Below are 19,846 nucleotides of genomic sequence, written 5' to 3'. Positions count from 1 at the left end.
AATTCTGATTAATAATCTGGCAACGGACATAAATGTGTCATTTCCATCCCGTACTTTGAGCCTCGATAGAGCTATGGAGAACGGTTTATGTTTAGCTTAGACGCCATATTGCAAGATCTTGCCCCTCATCGCCACACTCCGGCCTGGCAGCGTACCTTATTACGCGCCCTGCTATTCGAAAACAAAATTCAGCAATTTTCTCAACGCTACCCCTATTTAAAAGGCTTGGATCTGGTGGAGCAAATCCTCGATTACTTTAACTTCAGCAGCGAAATGGTCGAGGGCGACGTGGAAAATATCCCCAGCCAGGGGCCGGTGGTGCTGGTCGCCAATCACCCGATCGGCTCGCTGGACGGCCTCGCCTTGTTGCGCACGGTGGCCGGCGTCAGGCCGGATGTGCGCATCGTCGCCAGCCAGTTGCTGTCTTACGTCGAGCCGCTCAAAAACCTGTTCTTTGCGGTCGATAACTTTAATAACCGCACCAAACGCCGACACATCGCCGCTATCCAGCAACATCTGGCAAACGAAGGCGCCATCATTGTCTTTCCGGCGGGCGAAGTGTCCCGCATCAGCCTGCAGGGCATACGCGACGGCCACTGGCACAACGGTTTTATCCGTATGGCGGGCAAAGCCCGGTCGCCGGTGGTACCGATACATATCAGCGGACGCAACAGCGGTCTGTTTTATCTTTCCTCGCTGATGTACCGCCCGCTCTCCACCCTGCTGCTGGTCAGGGAAATGTTTCGCCAGCGGGATCATTCGCTTAAAATCCGCATCGGCGCCCGCATTCCCTATGCCTCCTGGAGTCAGGGAGAGTGGAGCGCCGACGATCTGGCAGCCCGCTTCAGACGCCATGTTTACCGCCTGGGACAGGGCAAACCCGGCTGTTTTCCCGCCGAGAAGCCGATTGCGCTGGGCGAAGACCGCGCGTTGCTGAAACACGCGCTGGCCGCCTGCGAAACGCTGGGCGCCACGCCGGATGGTAAGACAGTCTACCTGTATCGACGCGGCGAGGAAGATTACGCGCCGATCCTGCGCGAACTGGGACGCTTGCGGGAAATCGCCTTCCGCGCGGTGGGAGAAGGTTCGGGCCAGCGACGCGATCTGGACGGCTACGACGACGATTACCTGCATCTTATTCTGTGGGACGAGAGCGATCTGGAGATTGTCGGCGCCTATCGTTTTATTCCCACCGCCCGGCAGATAGAGGAAAAAGGCAAAAACGGCCTGTACAGCCACAGCCTGTTCCATTACGGCGAAGAAATGAATCCGATACTGGCCTCCGGTCTGGAACTGGGGCGCAGTTTTATCCAGCCCAAATACTGGGGCAAACGCGGGCTGGACTATCTCTGGCTGGGCATCGGCGCCTATCTGGCGCGCTACCCGCAATGCCGCTACCTGTTCGGCCCGGTATCGCTGTCCGGCAGTTTGCCGCCCACGGCGCGAGATTTGCTGGTGGCCTTTTACCGGCTGCATTTCGCTCCCCGCCAGCCGCTGGCCCGCTCGCGGCGTCCTTATCCGGCTTCCCTGCCCGGCGTGCTGCAACAGTTTTCAGGCACCGATTACCAGCGGGATCTGACCCTGCTGAAAAGCATGCTCGGCAATATGGGGTGCGCCATCCCCACGCTGTATAAACAATATTCGGAGATCTGCGAACCCGGGGGCGTACAGTTTATCGACTTCGGCATCGATCCCGATTTCAACAACTGTGTCGACGGGTTGGTTTTGGTGGATCTGCAGCAGCTAAAGCCTTCCCGCCATCAGCGTTATATTGCGCCGTTTATTGCAGCGGAACGATAATCAAGCCCCTTTGCCGCGCCGCCGGCAATGCTAAAAAATAGATAAGCAAACGCCAAATTCATGGTTTGCCATTAAATTTCCGCGTGTTTGAATCAGCAAAACCGTTATTACCGCGATAGTTGTTATCTGGTTACTTCATAAGGAAATTAACATGAAATGGCGCCTTTTCACCGGCTTTTTTTCCGCCGTGGCATTGATGAGCACCCTTAGCGCACACGGGGCGGAAGGCGATAAAAAAACGCTGAAGCTGGGCTTTAACCCCGGTCCTTATAAAGAGCAGTTCGCCGAGGGCGTCGCGCCTTATCTGCAGCAAAAAGGATATAACATCGAATACGTTGATTTCAGCGACGGCATTCAGGTTAATCACGCCGTCAATACCGGTGATATCGACGCCAACGTTATGCAGCATCCGGTATACCTTGAGTCGGTCAATGTGCGATTGGGAATTAATAATGTCGGGATTGTACAGGTGCCGACGCCGCCTATGGGCCTCTATTCGCAAAAGCATAAACATGCAGACAAACCGCGGCCCGGCACGATTATCTCCGTTCCCAACCAGCCCTCCAACGAATATCGGGCGGCGCTGCTGCTGCAGGATTTAGGCTGGATAAAAATTGCGGACAATGCCGAGCCGGCGACATTTTCGCAGAAGCATATTATCGAGAACCCCTACAAGATCGTATTAAAAGAGCTGGATAATGCCCAACAGGTGCGGGCATTGCCGGACGTCGACTACGGCGCCATTCAGGGGAATTTCGCCGTTTCAAGCGGACTCAAGCTTAATTCCGCCCTGCAGTTGGAGAATCCGACCCAGGGCTTTATTAATGTCGTCACCGTCGCCGGGAAAAATAAAGACGCGCAGTTTGCCAAGGATATTATCGCCGGTTATCACTCGGCGGAATTTAAAAACTATATCCAAAGCCATCCGCAGTATGAAGGTTATCTGTTGCCTGATTATTTTAAATAACCGGCAGCGGAAACGGATGAGTAACAATAATGATTGAGCTGAGAAACGTAAGTAAAACTTTTCAGCGCAACGGCAGCGGCGTAACCGCGTTGCAGAATATTCATTTACGGATAGAAAAAGGGGATATTTTCGGCATTATCGGCTATAGCGGCGCGGGGAAAAGCACCCTGCTGCGCATGATCAACGGACTGGAAACGCCCACCGCGGGCGAGGTGCTGATTAACGACGTGTCGCTGAATACCCTGCGTCAGCGTCAGTTAGGCACCCTGAAAAGGGATATCGGCATGATCTTCCAGCACTTCAGTTTGCTGAGGTCGAAAACCGTATTTCACAACGTGGCGATGCCGCTGGTGCTGGCGGGCAAGAGTAAGACATATATCCGCCAGCGGGTTGCCGAGCTGCTGGACTACGTCGGTCTGGGCGATCGCGCCCGCAGCTATCCGAACGAGCTGTCCGGCGGTCAGAAACAGCGCGTCGGCATCGCACGCGCGCTGGCGATGAACCCGTCGATTCTGCTGTGCGACGAGGCCACGTCGGCGCTGGATCCGCAAACCACCATTCAGATCCTGCTGTTGTTAAAACGCATTAACCGCGAATACAACATTACGGTGGTGCTGATCACCCATGAAATGTCGGTGATCCAAAAAATCTGCAACAAAGTCGCGGTGATGGAGCAAGGCCGGGTGATTGAACAGGGTGCGGTGATTGAGGTATTCGGCCGTCCCGCCCACCCCGCCACGGTCAATTTTGTCCGCACGGTAATTCAGGATCGTCTGCCGGACAGCCTGGCGCAAACCCTGCACGCGGAAAGCGGCAAGCTGCTGCGTCTTGAATTTGTCGGGCTTTCGGCCAGCCGGCCGGTGATCTGTAACGCCATCAAAAAATACGATGTGGAGATCACTATTCTGTTTGCCAGCATGTCCGAAGTTCAGGACACCACGCTCGGCTTTATGATGGTGCTGTTAAACGGCGATGATGCGCAGATAGCCCAAACCATGGCTTATTTTGCCGCCGCCGGCGTGATTATTCAGGAGCCGTAGCCATGTTTGAAACCGCCATAACCGCCGATCAATTCCTTCTCGCCCTGCACGATACGCTGATCATGGTCAGCGTCTCCCTAGCGCTCGGTTCGCTGTTCGGCATCCCGCTCGGCATTCTGCTGGTTGTCACCCGCCCCGGCGGGCTGCTGCAAAGCGCCGCGCTGTACCGCATACTGAACCCGCTGGTGAATATTATCCGCTCGCTGCCGTTCATTATCCTGCTGATCGCCATCCTGCCGCTGACCCGGCTGATCGTGAACACCACCATAGGTACGCCGGGGGCCATCGTGCCGCTGATTGTCTTTATTGCCCCGTATATCTCCCGCCTGGTGGAAAACTCGCTGCTGGAGGTGGACGAAGGCATTATCGAAGCGGCCAAGGCGATGGGCGCCACGCCGTTGCAGACCATCTGGCACTTTATGCTGCCCGAGGCGCTGTCGTCGCTGATTTTAGCCCTGACCACCGCCACCATCGGCCTGATTGGCGCGACGGCCATGGCCGGCACCGTGGGCGGCGGCGGGATCGGCGATCTGGCGATCACCTACGGCTATCAACGTTTCGACACCTTCGCCACCGTCGCCACCGCGCTGGTGCTGATCGCGCTGGTACAGCTGTTGCAATCGCTGGGAAACCATATCGCCCGCCGGATCCGCCGCGAATAGCCGACGAGTCTTATCACATCGAGTCTGACCGGCATCCCGCCCGTAACAACATTAGTTCACAATTTTACCGCGCCCCTGGCCGTCTCATGCGGCGTAATGGGTGTATGCTTTTTTGAGGAGAATGATTCGCAATCGGGAACATAGTCATTCAGCAAAAGGCGAAAAAGTATGAAACAGTCCGTGGCCGCTTTAGTAGCAAAAACCCTGGAAAGCGCCGGCGTAAAACGCATTTGGGGCGTAACCGGCGATTCGCTGAACGGGTTGAGCGATAGCCTGAACCGTATGGGCACCATCGAATGGATGCCGACGCGTCATGAAGAGGTGGCGGCGTTTGCCGCCGGCGCCGAGGCGCAAATCAGCGGCGAGCTGGCGGTTTGCGCCGGCTCCTGCGGCCCCGGAAACCTGCATTTGATTAACGGCCTGTTTGATTGCCATCGCAATCACGTTCCGGTGCTCGCCATCGCCGCGCATATTCCTTCCAGTGAAATCGGCAGCAACTACTTCCAGGAAACCCATCCGCAGGAACTGTTTCGCGAATGCAGCCACTACTGCGAGCTGGTTTCCAATCCGCAACAGCTCCCCCAGGTGCTGGGCATCGCCATGCGCAAGGCGATTCTCAATCGCGGCGTTTCCGTGGTGGTACTGCCCGGCGATATCGCGCTACAACCCGCGCCGGAAGAGGCGACGGCGGACTGGTATCCGCCGCAGCATCCCCTGGTTCAGCCCAACGAAAGCGAGATGCGCAAGCTGGCCGAGCTGCTGAATAAAGCCAAAAACATTACGCTGATGTGCGGCAGCGGCTGTGCGGGCGCCCATGATGAAGTGGTGCAACTGGCCGCCGCGCTGAAAGCGCCGGTGGTCCACGCGCTGCGCGGCAAAGAGCATATTGAATATGACAACCCGTACAGCGTCGGCATGACCGGCCTGATCGGCTTCTCATCCGGCTACCACGCAATGATGAACGCCGATACGCTGGTGCTGCTGGGCACGCAGTTCCCTTACCGCGCCTTCTACCCGGCCGACGCCGCTATCGTGCAGATCGATATCAACCCCGGCAGCCTCGGTTCGCACTGCCATGTGGATATGGCGCTGATGGGGGATATCAAATCCACGCTGACCGCGCTGCTGCCGCAGCTAGGGGTAAAAACCGACCGCAAATTCCTCGACAAGGCGTTAGAGCACTACGCCGACGCGCGTAAAGGGCTCGACGATCTGGCGACCGCCAACGATAAACAGGCGATCCACCCGCAGTATCTGGCGCAGCAGATCAGCCGCTACGCCAGCGAGGATGCGATCTTTACCTGCGACGTGGGAACGCCGACCGTATGGGCCGCACGCTATCTGCAAATGAACGGCAAACGCCGCCTGATCGGCTCGTTCAGCCACGGTTCAATGGCCAACGCCATGCCGCAGGCGCTGGGAGCGCAGGCGATCGATCGCCGGCGCCAGGTTATTTCGCTGAGCGGCGACGGCGGGTTCAGCATGCTGATGGGCGATTTCCTGTCGGTCGCCCAACTTAAGCTGCCGGTGAAAATCGTGGTGTTTAACAACAGCGTGCTGGGCTTTGTCGCCATGGAGATGAAGGCCGGCGGCTATCTGACGGACGGCACCGAGTTGAAAAATCCTGACTTTGCGGCGATTGCCAACGCCTGCGGCGTGAAAGGCATCCGGGTGGAAAAAGCCTCTGAGCTGAACGCCGCGTTGGAAGAGGCCTTTGCCTTCGACGGCCCGGTGCTGCTCGACGTCATCACCGCCACCGAAGAGCTGGCGATGCCGCCGCAGATCAAACTGGATCAGGCAAAGGGCTTTAGCCTTTACATGCTGCGCGCCATTATCAACGGACGCGGCGATGAAGTGATTGAGCTGGCGAAAACCAACTGGCTGCGTTAACACCGCCTCGGCGCCGCTCGCCCCGGCGGCAAAGCGGCCGCCTGATTCACGGTATAAATCGGCCGCTCAGGGCGTCAACCAGGCTTCCCGGCGTTATTTATCCTGCCGGGACACATAGTCCCGGCGAGGCTTCCCGGTGTAAACCTGACGCGGACGATAGATCCTGAGCTCCTGCCCATGCATTTCATTCCAGTGCGCAATCCAGCCTACGGTGCGGCCGACCGCGGAGATCACCGTAAACATGGATGACGGCAGCCCCATCGCTTTCAGGATCACCGCGGTGTAGAAATCGGCGCTGGGATACAGTTTATGCTCCAGGAAATAGGGATCGGTAATGGCGATATGCTCCAGCTCGACGGCGACCTGCAGCAGGCTGTCTTCCATTCCCAGTTCGCTGAGCACTTCATGGCAGGTTTTGCGCAGGATGGCGGCGCGCGGATCGAAATGGTGATAGATCGAATTACCGAACCCCATCAGCCGCAGCGAACTGCGCTTATCCTTGGCGCGCTGTAAAAATGCGGGAATGCGATCGACCGTTTTGATCTCTTCCAGCATACGCATACAGGCTTCGTTGGCGCCCCCGTGCAACGGCCCCCACATCGAGGACAGCCCCGCTGCGATGCAGGCGAAGGGATTGGCGCCGGACGAACCGGAAGCCCGGACCGCCATGGTGGAGGGGCACTGGCCGTGGTCGGCGTGCAGAATCAGAATCCGGTTCATCGCCCTTTCCAGCACCGGATTCACTTCATATTTTTCCGCCGGCACCGCAAACAGCATATGCAGGAAATTACCGGTATAGGAAAGCGCATTGCGCGGGTAAACCGCGGGCTGTTCAACCGAATATTTGTAACACATCGCCGCCAGCGTCGGCATTTTCGACAGCAGCCGGACCGCGGCCAGCTCACGGTGTTCGGCGTTATCAATATCCAGCACGTCATGGTAGAACGCCGCCAGCGCCCCGACGACCGCACACATCAGCGCCATGGGATGGGCGTCGCGCCGAAAGCCGCTGAACATCCGGCCGATCTGCTCATGCACCAGGGTATGGCGGGTGATGGTATTGGCGAAGCTGGCGTATTCGTCCCTGGAGGGCGCCTCGCCGTACAGAAGAATAAAGCAGACTTCGGTAAAATCGCATTTATCCGCCAGTTGCTCGACGGGAAAACCGCGGTGCAACAGCACGCTGTTGGCGGCGTCAATGTAGGTAATCGCCGATTCGCAACCCGCCGTATTGGCAAAGCCGGGATCGTAGCTGTATAGTTCCTGCGCGCCAAACGGGCGGATATCCAGCGCATCCTTTCCCATCAGCCCCGAACGAATATCCAGCGTGATATCTTCCTGCCCGTCGCGCACAAGGGCGGCCTTTCTTACTGTCATTGATGCTCTCCTGACCCAATTGCTACTGGTGGTGGCTATTTTATGGCTATGGTCGCCCGCCGTCGCCGAACAACTTCCCCATGCTTATTTAATACGCTAAAAACGCCGCGCGGTGATCACAATCTTATCTAAAATTGATGCAGATAAAGTTTACCCTACCCCGGTAACCGTTTTTTTACCATGCCGCCGCGGCGATAGCCCTCTTCCCGCGACGGGTACGGCTGGCATTTTTTGTTATCAAACCGTATAACTGTCCTCCAGTTGTTTAACCCATTAATTGATGACTATCGATATCAGACCTATGAATGATTCATTAAGCCAGATTATCGCCGGCGAACTGCAGGCGCGTACGGAGCAAGTGGACGCAGCCGTCCGCCTGCTGGACGAAGGCAACACCGTCCCTTTTATCGCCCGATACCGCAAGGAAGTGACCGGCGGGCTGGATGATACGCAGCTGCGTCAGTTGGAAACCCGTCTGAGTTACCTGCGCGAACTGGACGATCGGCGCCGGACTATTCTGAAATCCATCGACGAACAGGGAAAACTGACCGATCAGCTCGCCGCTGCCATTAACGGCACGCTGAGCAAGACCGAACTGGAAGATCTCTATCTGCCGTACAAGCCCAAGCGGCGCACCCGCGGCCAGATCGCCATCGAGGCCGGCCTCGAACCGCTGGCGGAGAGCCTGTGGCGGGATCCGACCCAGGAGCCGGAACGGACGGCGCAGGCTTACGTCGACGCCGACAAAGGCGTGGCGGACGTGAAAGCGGCGCTGGACGGCGCGCGCTATATTCTGATGGAGCGCTTTGCGGAGGACGCGGCGCTGCTGGCGAAAGTGCGTCACTATCTGTGGAAGAACGCCCACCTGGTTTCCCGCGTGGTGGAAGGGAAAGAGGAGCAAGGGGCGAAGTTTCGCGACTATTTCGACCATCATGAGCCGATTGCCCAAGTGCCTTCCCACCGGGCGCTGGCCATGTTCCGCGGCCGCAACGAAGGGATATTGCAGTTGGCGCTCAACGCCGATCCGCAGTTTGAGGAAGCGCCGCGTGAAAGCTACTGCGAGCAGATTATTATCGACCATCTGAACCTGCGGCTGGGCAATGCGCCGGCGGACGGCTGGCGGCGGGCGGTGATTAACTGGACCTGGCGCATCAAGGTGCTGCTGCACCTGGAAACCGAGCTGATGGGCAGCGTGCGCGAAAAAGCGGAAGATGAAGCGATCAACGTCTTCGCCCGCAATATGCACGACCTGCTGATGGCGGCGCCGGCGGGCATGCGCGCCACTATGGGACTGGACCCCGGCTTGCGCACCGGGGTGAAAGTGGCGGTGGTGGACGCCACCGGCAAACTGGTGGCCACCGATACCATTTATCCGCATACCGGCCAGGCGACCAAAGCCGCGGCTATCGTCGCCGCGCTGTGCATCAAGCATCAGGTGGAGCTGGTGGCCATCGGCAACGGCACCGCCTCGCGGGAGACCGAACGCTTCTTCCTTGATACCCAAAAACAGTTCCCGGACGTCAAAGCGCAGAAGGTGATCGTCAGCGAAGCGGGGGCCTCGGTGTATTCGGCCTCGGAGCTGGCGGCGCAGGAATTCCCCGATCTCGACGTGTCGCTGCGCGGCGCGGTGTCCATCGCCCGCCGCTTGCAGGACCCGCTGGCGGAGCTGGTGAAAATCGATCCGAAATCCATCGGCGTCGGCCAGTATCAGCACGACGTCAGCCAGAGTCTGCTGGCGAAAAAGCTGGATGCGGTGGTGGAAGACTGCGTCAACGCCGTCGGCGTCGATCTGAATACCGCCTCCGTCGCCCTGCTGACCCGCGTGGCGGGCCTAACGCGGATGATGGCGCAGAATGTGGTGGCCTGGCGCGACGAAAACGGCCGTTTCCGCAGCCGGGAACAGCTGCTGAAAGTCAGCCGCCTGGGACCGAAAGCCTTCGAGCAGTGCGCCGGTTTTCTGCGTATCAATCACGGGGATAACCCGCTGGACGCCTCGACGGTTCACCCGGAAGCCTATCCCGTGGTGGAACGTATTCTTGCCGCCACCGAACAGGCCATTCAGAACCTGATGGGCAACCCCGAGGCGCTGCGCAACCTGAAGCCCGCCGACTTTACCGACGCGCGTTTCGGCGTGCCCACCGTCACCGACATCATCAAAGAGCTGGAGAAGCCGGGGCGCGATCCGCGGCCGGAGTTCAAAACCGCCAGCTTCGCCGACGGCGTGGAAACCATGAACGATCTGCTGCCGGGCATGATCCTGGAAGGCGCGGTCACCAACGTCACCAACTTCGGCGCCTTTGTGGATATCGGCGTCCACCAGGACGGGCTGGTGCATATCTCCGCCCTCGCCGAGCGCTTTGTCGATGACCCGCATAAGGTGGTGAAAGCCGGGGATATCGTAAAAGTCAAAGTGATGGAGGTCGACCTGCAACGCAAGCGCATCGCGCTGACCATGCGGCTGGACGAACAGCCGGGGGAAACCGCCGCGCGCCGCGGCGCCGGAACGCGCGACGCCAGCGCCCCGGCCAACCGGCCGGCCGGCAAATCCCGCCCCCGCCCGGCCAACGCGCAGGCGGCAGGCAACAGCGCCATGAGCGACGCGCTGGCCGCGGCGTTTAAAAAGCGTTGATCCTGTGCCGACCCCACCCCAACCCTCTCCTTGTCAGGGGAGGGAGCAGGTTTTCTCCTCCCCCTGCGAAGGGGGAGGTCGGGAGGGGGTCGTGCGGCAAAAGATATTCACTTCCGTTTGGCAGACGCCAGCCCGCTGCTAATCAACATCAATACGCCATCAATATTTTTCATAATGTCGGTATTGGATATTCTCAACACGCTTAAACCCAGAGAACGTATATAGTCATCCCGTAAACAATCATGCGCGCTGCCTTGCGCCGAAAAATGGCTGTCGCCGTCGACTTCAATGACCAAATGGCACTCGGCACAATAAAAATCGACAATATAAATACCAATGCCATGCTGTCTGCGGAATTTCACGCCTAACTGACGATGCCGAATTTTCTCCCACAGCCGGCGTTCAGGTTCGGTAGGATTTTGACGCAGTTCACGCCTTAGTCCGGTTCGCTCACGCCGATTAAAAATTTTCACCTCGCCCCACGGAATATCCAGGGACCCAACGATCGCAACAATTCCGTTTCTCACGATCTCTGCGCCCCATGATTATTACATGCCGCCAATCATGGGACAGCGAGCGGCTAAAAACGATAATGACGGAACAAAGATGCAGAGCACTACGCATTAGTTATTCTGACTTGCTCAAGTCCGACACTTTATTGCCAAAGCAGATTCCAGGCCATCACGCCCCCCGCAGCGCCGCGGCGGGCGACCGGCGATAAGCCAGCATGGCGGGAAGGGTCAGTACTCCGGCGGCGACCAGCAGCAAGAGCAAGACGAACCTTATATCTTCCCATTCCAGCGTCACCGGCAGGATAAAACCGCTCTTCTCGCTCATGATCACCGCAATGGCCCGGGCGGCGGCATAGCCGATGCCCGTCCCCAGCAGCACCCCGGCGCTCACCAGCGACATCAGCCCGCACCAGATCAGCGCGAAAATACCGTAACGCGGCGCGCCGAACGCCCGCAGCGCGCCAATCTGTTTTTGCCGCTGCCGCAGATGAATCACCGCCACCATCGCCACCGCCACGCCGACCAGCGCCTGGGTTCCCACGGAGAGGTAAACCAGCAGCTCGCGGATATCCCCCAGAATAGAATAGAGTTTTACCAGCACTTCGCCGGGAAACACCGCCTGAGTCTGGTTGCTGCGATACAGCGAACGCAGCTGATAAGCCCCGGCGATACTCTTGGGCTTGACCACAATGGCCGGCACCCCCGCCGGATGAGCATGTTCCTGCCGCGCGTCGCGCTCGTGCTCCTCTGCGTGATGCCCTTCGTCGTGGTTATGGCGTTCGTCCGCATGGCGCTCATCGCCGTGACGATCGTCATCATGGTGCTTATGCGCGCCCTGAGGCTCTTCATCCTCGTGATGGTCATGCCCGGCGTCGCCCGGCGGCTGAATGCCGTGTACCCGCCAGACCGCGTTCACCGGCACCAGAATCGCCTTGTCCCAGGCGCTGCCGTCGGCGGGCAAAATCCCCACCACGGTGTAAGTCACCCCGTCGTGCGCATGCGCGCCCTCGGTGCCGATCTGCCCGTGCACGGGACTGAATTTGTCCCCCAGCGCCAAACCGCTGTGCTCGCCCACCACCGCTTCGTAACCATCGTTAAATACCCGCCCGGCCGTCAGCCGCCGCTTGCCGTTATCGGTCACCAGCGGCGCCGTGGTGCCGACAATCGGCATCCCCTGATAGAAGTCGCCAAACGCCACCGGCGCCGCCCAGGCCACCAGCGGATTTTTCGCCAGGTCGTCCAGTACCTGCGCGGGGATCAGCGTCAGCGCCGAGGGTTGCAGGAAAACGGAAGAGAGCACCAGCTGCGTTTCGCTGCCCGGCGCGCCGATCACCAGATCAAAGCGATCCGCCGCCTGCGCGCTCCCCATGCGCAGCGCTCTTTCCTGGAGGCTGACGGAAATACTCAACGCCGTGGCGGTCGCGATCAGCGACACCACGACCAGGATGCCCGGCCATAAGCGGCGCCAGTCAACCCAAATCAGCCGCCATGGGATCATCATGCCGCCTCCGGTTGGGCGCGGTCGGCGATCAGCCGCCCTTTTTCCAATTGCAGACAACGGGTCATGCGCGCCGCCAGATGGCGATCGTGAGTGATGGCCACCAGCGTGGCGCCGTTGTTGCGCGCCAGCGTCGCCAGCAGATCGGCGATGTGCTCGCCGCTGCGCGCATCCAGACTGGCCGTCGGTTCATCGGCGACGATAATTTTCGGCGCGCTCAGCAGCGCTCTGGCGACCGCCACCCGCTGTTTTTCGCCGCGCGACAGCACCTCAACCGGGCGCGTGCCGGTATCCAGCTCGACCTGCGTCAGCAGATCGGCCGCTCGCCGCTTTAACGCGGCGGGCAGGCGCAAGTAATGAAAACGCGCCGGCAGCAAGACGTTTTCCAGCGCGCTCATACCGGGAAACAGATGAAAATCCTGCATCACCAGCCCCACGTGTCCGGCCCGCCAGCGATCGCGTCCCGCTTCATTCAGCCGGCGGATATCCTGCCGCGCCCAGATCACGCTGCCCGTACCGCTGTTATCCATGCCGGTAATGGCATTCACCAGCGTGGTTTTGCCCGAGCCGGACGGCCCCATCACCGCCACCCGCTCCCCCGCCGCAATACGCAACGCCGGAATATCCAGCACGGCATCCGGCGTATCGGGAAAGGTGACGCTCAGGTCTTGAATCAGTAACTCCGCCATCACCCCTCCTTACAGGGTATCGAACGTCGCTTCACGCAGCCGCAGCAGGCTGACGAAACCGGTTTGCGCATCGGTCCACGAACCGTGCTCCAGCACGCCCTCCACCTCAATCATGGCGTTGTTCTGCACGAAGGTTTGCCTCTTGGCCAGATAGACCACCACAATGTCTTCCGGCCAGTCGGCGTCGGAGGAACAGAACGGGCACAGCGCCATCGGCATTTTGGTTAACACGAAGAACTGCGATTCAGCCTTCAGGGGGGGCGCCATAAAGCCGCGCATCGTTACCCGCTTGCCGGATAACGTTTTAACCTCGTCGGAGAATTCCAGCCCCAATACGCCATAAGACGCATACAGCCTGTCGAAGGAGAGTTCGGGCGGCGCGGCTTTCACATGTGCCGACGGCGCCAACAGCGCGATCAGCACGATGACTTTCAGCCAGATAAATAGCGGGGTTGCCCCCACTCCCGCTTGATAACAAACCCTCAGGTTGTTACCCCACCCCGTCCCTCCCCTTCGCAGGGGAGGGCGCGTTGCGGCTCCTCCCCCTGCGAAGGGGGAGGCCGGGAGAGGGTCATGCATAGCATTAAACGCTGGCGGGGTTGCCCCCGCCGGATTGCCATTGGACTCGTTCATACCGCTCAATTACTTCTTGTCCTGCGGTTTTATCGCCAGGGCATCGACAATCACCCGGAACAGCTCGGTGTTTTCCATATAACCGCGGATCCGTTCCGCCCCCGGACCGCTGGCCTGAATCACCATATCGTCCACCGCATGCACGCCGGTGTCGGAAGAGCGCGGCAGGATGCCCTCGCGGAACACCGCACCCGGCGTTTTTTCATAGGCTTTGTTCGCCACATACTCATCTTTCTCGTTCTTGACGGCCGGCACAAAGGTGCCATCCAGTTTCGGACGGAAGGTTTCGTAGTAGTCAGGGAAGTTGTTGAAGAAGACCGCCAGACGTTTGGATACATTTACGTCGTCCGGGTAACCGTCCTTATTGGCGTCCTGATAGTTCGGATAGCCCGCGTCTTCATACACGCCGACCTTTTCGCGCATATCGTCGCCCGGTTTTTCGTCATCCACCGTGCCGATAATGGAGATGCCGTGGGTATGGTCGCCGGTCACGATAATCAGCGTATCCGGGTTTTTCTCGGCAAACTTCTGCGCCAGCGCCACCGACTGATCCAGCATGATGGTGTTATAGAAGGATCGTTCCCAATCCAGCGGATGCGAGGCTTTGTCGATCAGCGCGGACTCCACCATCAGGAAGAAACCGTCCTGGTTTTTAGACAGCACGTCCAGCGCCGCCTGGGTCATCTCGGTCAGATCCGGCTGATTGGGGAATTTTTTCGCCACGTCGTTTTTCAGGAAACGGCGATCCAGCACGCCGTCCATATTGCCGGTATGGAACAGCCCCAGCAGCTTGGTGGCCTGCGCCGCGTTCTGCTTCAGGGCGTCGGCGTCGGTCGCCAACTGGTAGCCCGCCTGCTGGAATTTTTCAATATAGTTGTTTTCGTCTTTGCGTTTTGAGCCGGGCGTACTCTTGGGCAGGAAATAGGCCGAACCGCCCCCCAGGATCACGCTGGGCTGGACCTGGTAAAACATCTCGACGATTTCCGCTTTATCCGCGCGACGGCGGGTGTGGGATACCACCGCCGCCGGCGTCGCATCTTCAATTTCAGCATCGCTGACCACGCCGACGGACATCTTGGTCGAACGGGTAATCAGCTCGCCCAGCGTTTCCTGTTTCGGATGCTCCAGGGAGTTCTTACTGCGGCTGACGTACACGCCCAGCGCATTTACGCCGGATTTATGGCCGGTCATGTAGGCGCTCATGGTATTGGCGCTGTCCGCGGCGATGGAGTCGGTACTGGAAGTCCCGGCGAACGCCATATATTGCAGATCGTCAATCGCCAGGCGGCCGTCGGCTTTCCCTTCGGTCACGCCTTTAGACAGAATGCGGGCGCCGGTACGGTGGGCCACCGACAGGCCGTCGCCGATAAACAGGATCACGTTTTTGGCTTTACGCTCAGCGGACGTCGGGTAAACGTCCCAGGTTACCGCGGAGGTTTTTCCTTTGGCGCGCGCTTCCACCACGTATTTGCCCGCTTCCGGCAGGCTGACATCCCGCACCCACACGGCGGAGACGTTTTCGCCGTCTTCACGTTCGACAAAGGCGGCCGATTTTCCCAGCACCTGCTGATAATCTTTGCCGTTGATCAGGATACGAATGTCTTCCGGCTTGAGCACCTCATCAAACTCGACTTTAAAATCGAACTTCCCGCCGGTAAGAATGGTGGCGCGGTCGATGGGATAAATAGCCTGCGCCTGGGCGATCCCCGGCAGTGCGGCGGCAAACAGTAAAGGCAGTAACCAACGAGCTTTCATCGAGATGTCCTAGATTGCGAAATTAACAGGACATAACCTAATGGTCTTTTTTTACAGTTTGATGAACATGGATATCCTTGCTGACATCCGTTTACATGCCCTCATATCACCTCCGGCCGCCGGCTAAAGGCCAACAGCCGTTCCGCCACCGCGTCAGGATGGGAAATAAACGGCGCATGGGCGGCTTTGGGGATAACCACGGAAGCGCTGTTCGGCCACAGGCTATCCAGCAATCCCGCCACCCGGCGCGGCACCAGTCCGTCCAGCGTGCCGTACAGGCGCAGAAACGGCAGCGCCAGCGACGCCAGCGGCTGGCGCAAATCCGTCCGGCGCAGAATCTCCAGCCCGCCGTTCAGCGCCTCGACGGAGGGCATGGGCTGTTCCAGCACCACGCGTTTCAGCAACCGGGCGTCCTGGCGCGCGCGCTCCGTGCCCAGCGTTTGCAGCGCCAGAAAACGTTCGACGGTGCGCTGAAAATCCTCGCTGAGCTGTTGCTGAAAGCCGTGCAACACCTCCGGCTTAATCCCCGGCCACGCCTCTTTGGCGCCAAAGCAGGGGGATGAGGCCACGGTGATCAAGCCGCTCACCCGCTGCGGCGCGCTTAACGCTATCTGACTGGCGAGCAGCCCGCCCAGCGACCAGCCCAGCCAGATGGCGCGCTCCGGCGCCTGCGCCAGCACCGTTGCCGCCATCTCCTCCAGCGACAGCGCCCCGAATCCCCGGCTTCTGCCGTAGCCGGGCAGGTCCACCCGATGCAGGCGAAAATGCGCAGCCAGTCGCGGCGCTATGCCATCCCATACCTGCGCATTCAGTCCCCAGCCGTGCAGCAACACAAGTTCTGTTTTTCCTGCGCCTTCGGTCTGCCAATACAGCGATTTCATCCGTTATCTTCCTGTTTTATCATTTTTCGGGGATACGCCTATGTTAACCATCGCCGCCCGCTGCTGGCTATGCCGGCTGCCGCTTTATCACAGCCGCCACGGGATTTGCTCATTCTGCCAGCGCCATTTTCCCCCGCTCCCCGCCTGCTGTCCGCGCTGCGGACTGCCCGCGGCCGATACCACGCGGCCATGCGGCCGCTGCCTGCGCAATCCGCCGCCCTGGCAAGCAATCATCTTTGTCAGCGACTATGTTCCACCGCTTAGCACGTTGATAAAAGAGTTTAAATTCAACGGTAAAACGGAGCTGGCCGCGGTGCTTGCCCGGCAAATTTTATTACGCTGGCTGGCGGCCTACCGTGAACGGGCGCTGCCGGCCGCGCCTTATCTGCCGCGGCCCGAGCAGCTGTTCACCGTGCCGTTGCATAAACGGCGTCACTGGTCGCGCGGATTCAACCAGACCGAACTGCTGGCCCGCCCCCTGAGCCATTGGCTGCGCTGCGACTATGAACCGCGGGCGATTGCGCGCGTGCGCCAAACCCGGATTCAACAACGGCTTAGCGCCGGCGCCCGGCGTAAAAATCTGCGCGGCGCTTTTCGCTGCGATCTGTCATTGACGGGAAAACAGGTGGCGTTGCTGGATGATGTGGTGACGACGGGCAGTACCGCGGCGGAAATCAGCCGGGTGTTGCTGGATCGGGGGGCGGTCGGGGTTCAGGTATGGTGTTTGTGCCGCACCTTGTAGTTCGCGGGGGGATGGGCGTATTATAACCGGTAAGCATGGTCAACATTGAGTCTAACATTATGATCCGTATTACTGACGCTGCTCAGGAACACTTTCTAAAATTGCTGGCGAAACAGGAAGAAGGCACGCAAATCCGCGTTTTCGTCATCAATCCCGGCACGCCGAACGCCGAGTGCGGCGTCTCCTATTGTCCGCCGGACGCAGTGGAAGCCAGCGATACCGAACTGAAGTTTGAGAAAATTTCAGCCTATGTGGACGAACTCAGCGCGCCCTATCTGGAAGACGCCGAAATCGATTTCGTCACCGACCAGTTGGGCTCCCAGCTTACGCTGAAAGCGCCCAACGCCAAGATGCGTAAAGTGGATGACGACGCGCCGCTGATTGAACGCGTGGAGTATGTGCTGCAATCGCAGATCAATCCGCAGTTGGCCGGCCACGGCGGCCGCGTGACGCTGATGGAAATTACCGACGACGGTCTGGCGATCCTGCAATTCGGCGGCGGCTGCAACGGCTGTTCGATGGTCGACTACACGCTGAAGGAAGGGATTGAGAAAGAGCTGCTGGAAAAATTCCCCGAGCTGAAAGGCGTAAGGGACCTCACCGAGCACCAGCGCGGCGAGCATTCCTACTATTAGCGTTTCCATCATGATGCCGGGTCATTTACCGTCCGCGGCATCCTCCCCGCAGGCGACGGCGGGCAGCGCCACGCCGCGGCGCAAATCGATATCCCGAATCAAACGTTCAAGATAGCGGTCGACGAAGATCGACTCCAGCGTGCGGCTAAGCTTACGCCGCCAGTTGGGATATTCCCGGCTGGTGCCGGGCACGTTGACCGGAGTCGCCATATCCAGCCAGTCTTCCAGTTGAAAACCGACCAGCGCGCTGGCGGTGTCGGCCATAAAACGCTGAACGCCACGGTTAAGCGGCGCCCCCATGGTCGTCAAGGCGGAATTTCGCCCCACCCGCTGCGGCAGCAGCCCGTGCTGATGCAGCGCATTCAACAGCCCCTGTTTGGCCTTTTCACGCGATTGAATTTGCTGCTGCAATAGCTCGTCATGCGGATACAGCCCCAAATCCCTGCCCAGCGACAGATCCATCGCCTGCCAGTAACCGCGCAGCGTGGGGAGATCGTGGGTAGTGATGGTGGCCATCGCCTGTCGCGGATAGCGGTCGGGGGAACGGAAGCGATACTGCTCGTCCTTTTCAAAAAATAAGACTTTATAGGAATAGACGCCGCCGTCATGCAGCTTACTGACGATCTCCGGCGGCACCGTTCCCAAATCCTCGCCGATCACCAGACAGCGATGGCGCTGACTTTCAAGCGCCAGTATCGCCAGCAGATCATCCAGCGGGTAATGCACATAGGCGCCGTTAACCGCGGACTCCGCTTTGGGTATCCACCATAAGCGCAGCAGCGCCATCACATGGTCGATGCGCAGCGCGCCGCAGTTCGCCATATTACTGCGCAGCACATCGATAAACGGCTGGTAGCCGCGCAGCCGCAGCATCCTGGGGTTCATCGGCGATAGCTGCCAGTTTTGCCCCTGCGGCCCCAGCGGATCGGGCGGCGCGCCCACGGAGGCGTCCAGGCAGTAAAGCTGCCGCTCGTCCCAGGTTTCAGCCCCCCCCTGCGCCACGCCCACGGCTAAATCGCGATACAGGCCGATAGGCAGACCAAGCTGCTTGCTGTGCGCGAAGCACTCCGCCAGCTGTTCATAAGCCACCCATTGCAGCCAGCAATAAAACCTGATCTCATCGGCGTATTCATGGCGAAACGACTTAACCGTCTCGCCGTGAACATCATGATAGCGGGCCGGCCACTGTAGCCAGTCGGCATAGTTTTCCCCCTGGCGCTTCAGATAGGCCTGCAAGGTGTCGAAGGTCGCCTGTAGCTGCAGACTTTGCCCGCCGTTCACCACAAACTGGCGAAAGGCGCTGATGCGCGGGTCCAGCGGGCTGCGGGTGGTAAAATAGTTAAACGCCATGCGTAATGCGTTCAGCTTGAGCGCGGTGACCGCTTCATAATCCACCCAACGCTCCGCGCGCAGCGCCGCCACCCGCTGTTGCATGTCCTCTTGCCGCCACCACTGCTGCGCTTGCGAACTCTGCTGAAAATCATCCACCCGATTGACGTCAATATAGATGACGTTCAGCCAGTGACGGGAGGAGGGGCTGTACGGGCTCGCCGCCTCAGGTTCCGCCGGGTACAGCGAATGCAGCGGATTCAGCCCGACGAAGGCGCCTCCGCGGCGGGCGATCTGTTCCACCAGTTGGCGCAAATCGCCAAAATCCCCCACGCCCCAGTTATTTTGCGAACGCAGTGTGTACAGTTGGACGGTCACTCCCCACCAGCGCTTACCCTGCGACAGGGCTTGCGGCTCGTAACAGCGGGGCGGCGCCACGATAATCCGGCAGTTCCAGCGCTGGTCGGCCTGCGTCAGCGTGAGATGATGATACCCGAGCGGAAGCGCCCCCGGCAGCGTCAGACTGGTCGCGCCGGTCACCTGGCCCTGAACCTGTCCGCCATTTTCATACATCAGCGTCCAGTGAAATTCCCCGTTGCCGGCCAGTTCGATAACGGCATCCCGCCCCTGAAGAAAAACCTTTACCGGCGGCAGCGGCGCACCGTCGCTCCCGGAGACATCCATCATCGCCAGCAACCTGTCCCTGATCGATGCGTCGACAATGTGCTCATTGCCATAAGCATCGGTATATTTTTCCGCAATACCCACCTGCTGGATTGCCGCGTTCTCCGCCTTGAATACCATCTT

At 59.4% G+C, this 19,846-nt stretch carries 16 protein-coding genes; 8 read left to right on the top strand and 8 right to left on the bottom strand.

Going from position 1 to position 19,846, the window contains the following annotated elements:
• The first annotated feature begins 87 nt into the window (after window positions 1–87).
• The 5 genes from olsF to poxB all read left to right on the top strand — a co-directional run bounded on the left by olsF (window position 88) and on the right by poxB (window position 6,359).
• Window positions 88–1,800, top strand: coding sequence for a bifunctional ornithine lipid synthase OlsF (olsF, locus tag EH206_RS01920; RefSeq protein ID WP_009111146.1), 1,713 nt, complete (start codon window positions 88–90; stop codon window positions 1,798–1,800).
• Window positions 1,801–1,951: 151 nt separating this feature from the next.
• The gene (locus tag EH206_RS01915; RefSeq protein WP_009111145.1) at window positions 1,952–2,767 is read left to right on the top strand and encodes a MetQ/NlpA family ABC transporter substrate-binding protein; all 816 of its coding nucleotides are present in this window, start codon (window positions 1,952–1,954) and stop codon (window positions 2,765–2,767) included.
• A gap of 29 nt (window positions 2,768–2,796) precedes the next feature.
• Window positions 2,797–3,807 carry a methionine ABC transporter ATP-binding protein gene (locus tag EH206_RS01910; RefSeq protein ID WP_009111144.1) on the top strand — a complete coding sequence of 337 codons (1,011 nt, stop codon included), beginning with the start codon at window positions 2,797–2,799 and terminating at the stop codon, window positions 3,805–3,807.
• A gap of 2 nt (window positions 3,808–3,809) precedes the next feature.
• Window positions 3,810–4,469 (top strand): methionine ABC transporter permease, encoded by a 660-nt coding sequence (locus EH206_RS01905; protein ID WP_009111143.1) that lies wholly within the window; start codon window positions 3,810–3,812, stop codon window positions 4,467–4,469.
• A gap of 168 nt (window positions 4,470–4,637) precedes the next feature.
• Window positions 4,638–6,359: a ubiquinone-dependent pyruvate dehydrogenase gene (poxB, locus tag EH206_RS01900; RefSeq protein WP_009111142.1), complete on the top strand. Its 1,722-nt coding sequence runs from the start codon at window positions 4,638–4,640 to the stop codon at window positions 6,357–6,359.
• A gap of 93 nt (window positions 6,360–6,452) precedes the next feature.
• Here the strand turns inward: poxB and EH206_RS01895 are convergent, their stop codons facing one another.
• Window positions 6,453–7,736: a citrate synthase gene (locus EH206_RS01895; RefSeq protein ID WP_009111141.1), complete on the bottom strand. Its 1,284-nt coding sequence runs from the start codon at window positions 7,734–7,736 to the stop codon at window positions 6,453–6,455.
• Between the two features lie 301 nt (window positions 7,737–8,037).
• On the opposite strand from EH206_RS01895, the gene EH206_RS01890 reads away from it, so the two are divergent.
• Window positions 8,038–10,365, top strand: coding sequence for a Tex family protein (locus EH206_RS01890; RefSeq protein WP_009111140.1), 2,328 nt, complete (start codon window positions 8,038–8,040; stop codon window positions 10,363–10,365).
• A gap of 107 nt (window positions 10,366–10,472) precedes the next feature.
• Here EH206_RS01890 and EH206_RS01885 read toward each other — a convergent pair whose 3' ends face one another.
• The 6 genes from EH206_RS01885 to bioH form a co-directional block, all read right to left on the bottom strand.
• The gene (locus tag EH206_RS01885; RefSeq protein WP_009111139.1) at window positions 10,473–10,892 is read right to left on the bottom strand and encodes an endonuclease domain-containing protein; all 420 of its coding nucleotides are present in this window, start codon (window positions 10,890–10,892) and stop codon (window positions 10,473–10,475) included.
• Between the two features lie 154 nt (window positions 10,893–11,046).
• The gene (locus EH206_RS01880; RefSeq protein ID WP_040343604.1) at window positions 11,047–12,375 is read right to left on the bottom strand and encodes an FtsX-like permease family protein; all 1,329 of its coding nucleotides are present in this window, start codon (window positions 12,373–12,375) and stop codon (window positions 11,047–11,049) included.
• Window positions 12,375–13,064 carry an ABC transporter ATP-binding protein gene (locus EH206_RS01875; protein ID WP_009111137.1) on the bottom strand — a complete coding sequence of 230 codons (690 nt, stop codon included), beginning with the start codon at window positions 13,062–13,064 and terminating at the stop codon, window positions 12,375–12,377. Before EH206_RS01875 ends, EH206_RS01880 begins: the two co-directional genes overlap by 1 nt.
• 9 nt (window positions 13,065–13,073) lie before the next feature.
• Window positions 13,074–13,526, bottom strand: a complete 453-nt coding sequence (locus EH206_RS01870) for a hypothetical protein (RefSeq protein WP_050815586.1) — start codon at window positions 13,524–13,526, stop codon at window positions 13,074–13,076.
• Window positions 13,527–13,706: 180 nt separating this feature from the next.
• Complete coding sequence (locus EH206_RS01865; RefSeq protein WP_009111135.1) at window positions 13,707–15,452, bottom strand: alkaline phosphatase; 1,746 nt, start codon at window positions 15,450–15,452, stop codon at window positions 13,707–13,709.
• A gap of 101 nt (window positions 15,453–15,553) precedes the next feature.
• Window positions 15,554–16,333, bottom strand: coding sequence for a pimeloyl-ACP methyl ester esterase BioH (gene bioH / locus EH206_RS01860; RefSeq protein WP_009111134.1), 780 nt, complete (start codon window positions 16,331–16,333; stop codon window positions 15,554–15,556).
• A 40-nt stretch (window positions 16,334–16,373) separates the two neighbouring features.
• Between bioH and gntX the strand changes: the two genes are divergently transcribed.
• Window positions 16,374–17,075, top strand: a complete 702-nt coding sequence (gene gntX / locus EH206_RS01855) for a DNA utilization protein GntX (RefSeq protein WP_009111133.1) — start codon at window positions 16,374–16,376, stop codon at window positions 17,073–17,075.
• A gap of 59 nt (window positions 17,076–17,134) precedes the next feature.
• Window positions 17,135–17,710, top strand: coding sequence for a Fe-S biogenesis protein NfuA (nfuA, locus tag EH206_RS01850; protein WP_009111132.1), 576 nt, complete (start codon window positions 17,135–17,137; stop codon window positions 17,708–17,710).
• Window positions 17,711–17,731: 21 nt separating this feature from the next.
• Here nfuA and malQ read toward each other — a convergent pair whose 3' ends face one another.
• Entirely contained in the window at window positions 17,732–19,843 is a 2,112-nt protein-coding gene (gene malQ, locus EH206_RS01845) for a 4-alpha-glucanotransferase (protein WP_009111131.1), read from the bottom strand.
• Window positions 19,844–19,846: the final 3 nt, after the last annotated feature.

This window comes from Brenneria nigrifluens DSM 30175 = ATCC 13028 (assembly GCF_005484965.1).
In the GTDB taxonomy this organism is placed as follows: Bacteria; Pseudomonadota; Gammaproteobacteria; order Enterobacterales; family Enterobacteriaceae; genus Brenneria; species Brenneria nigrifluens.
The sequence above is the reverse complement of the archived record's forward strand: the minus strand, read 5'-3'. Positions and strand labels throughout refer to the sequence as shown.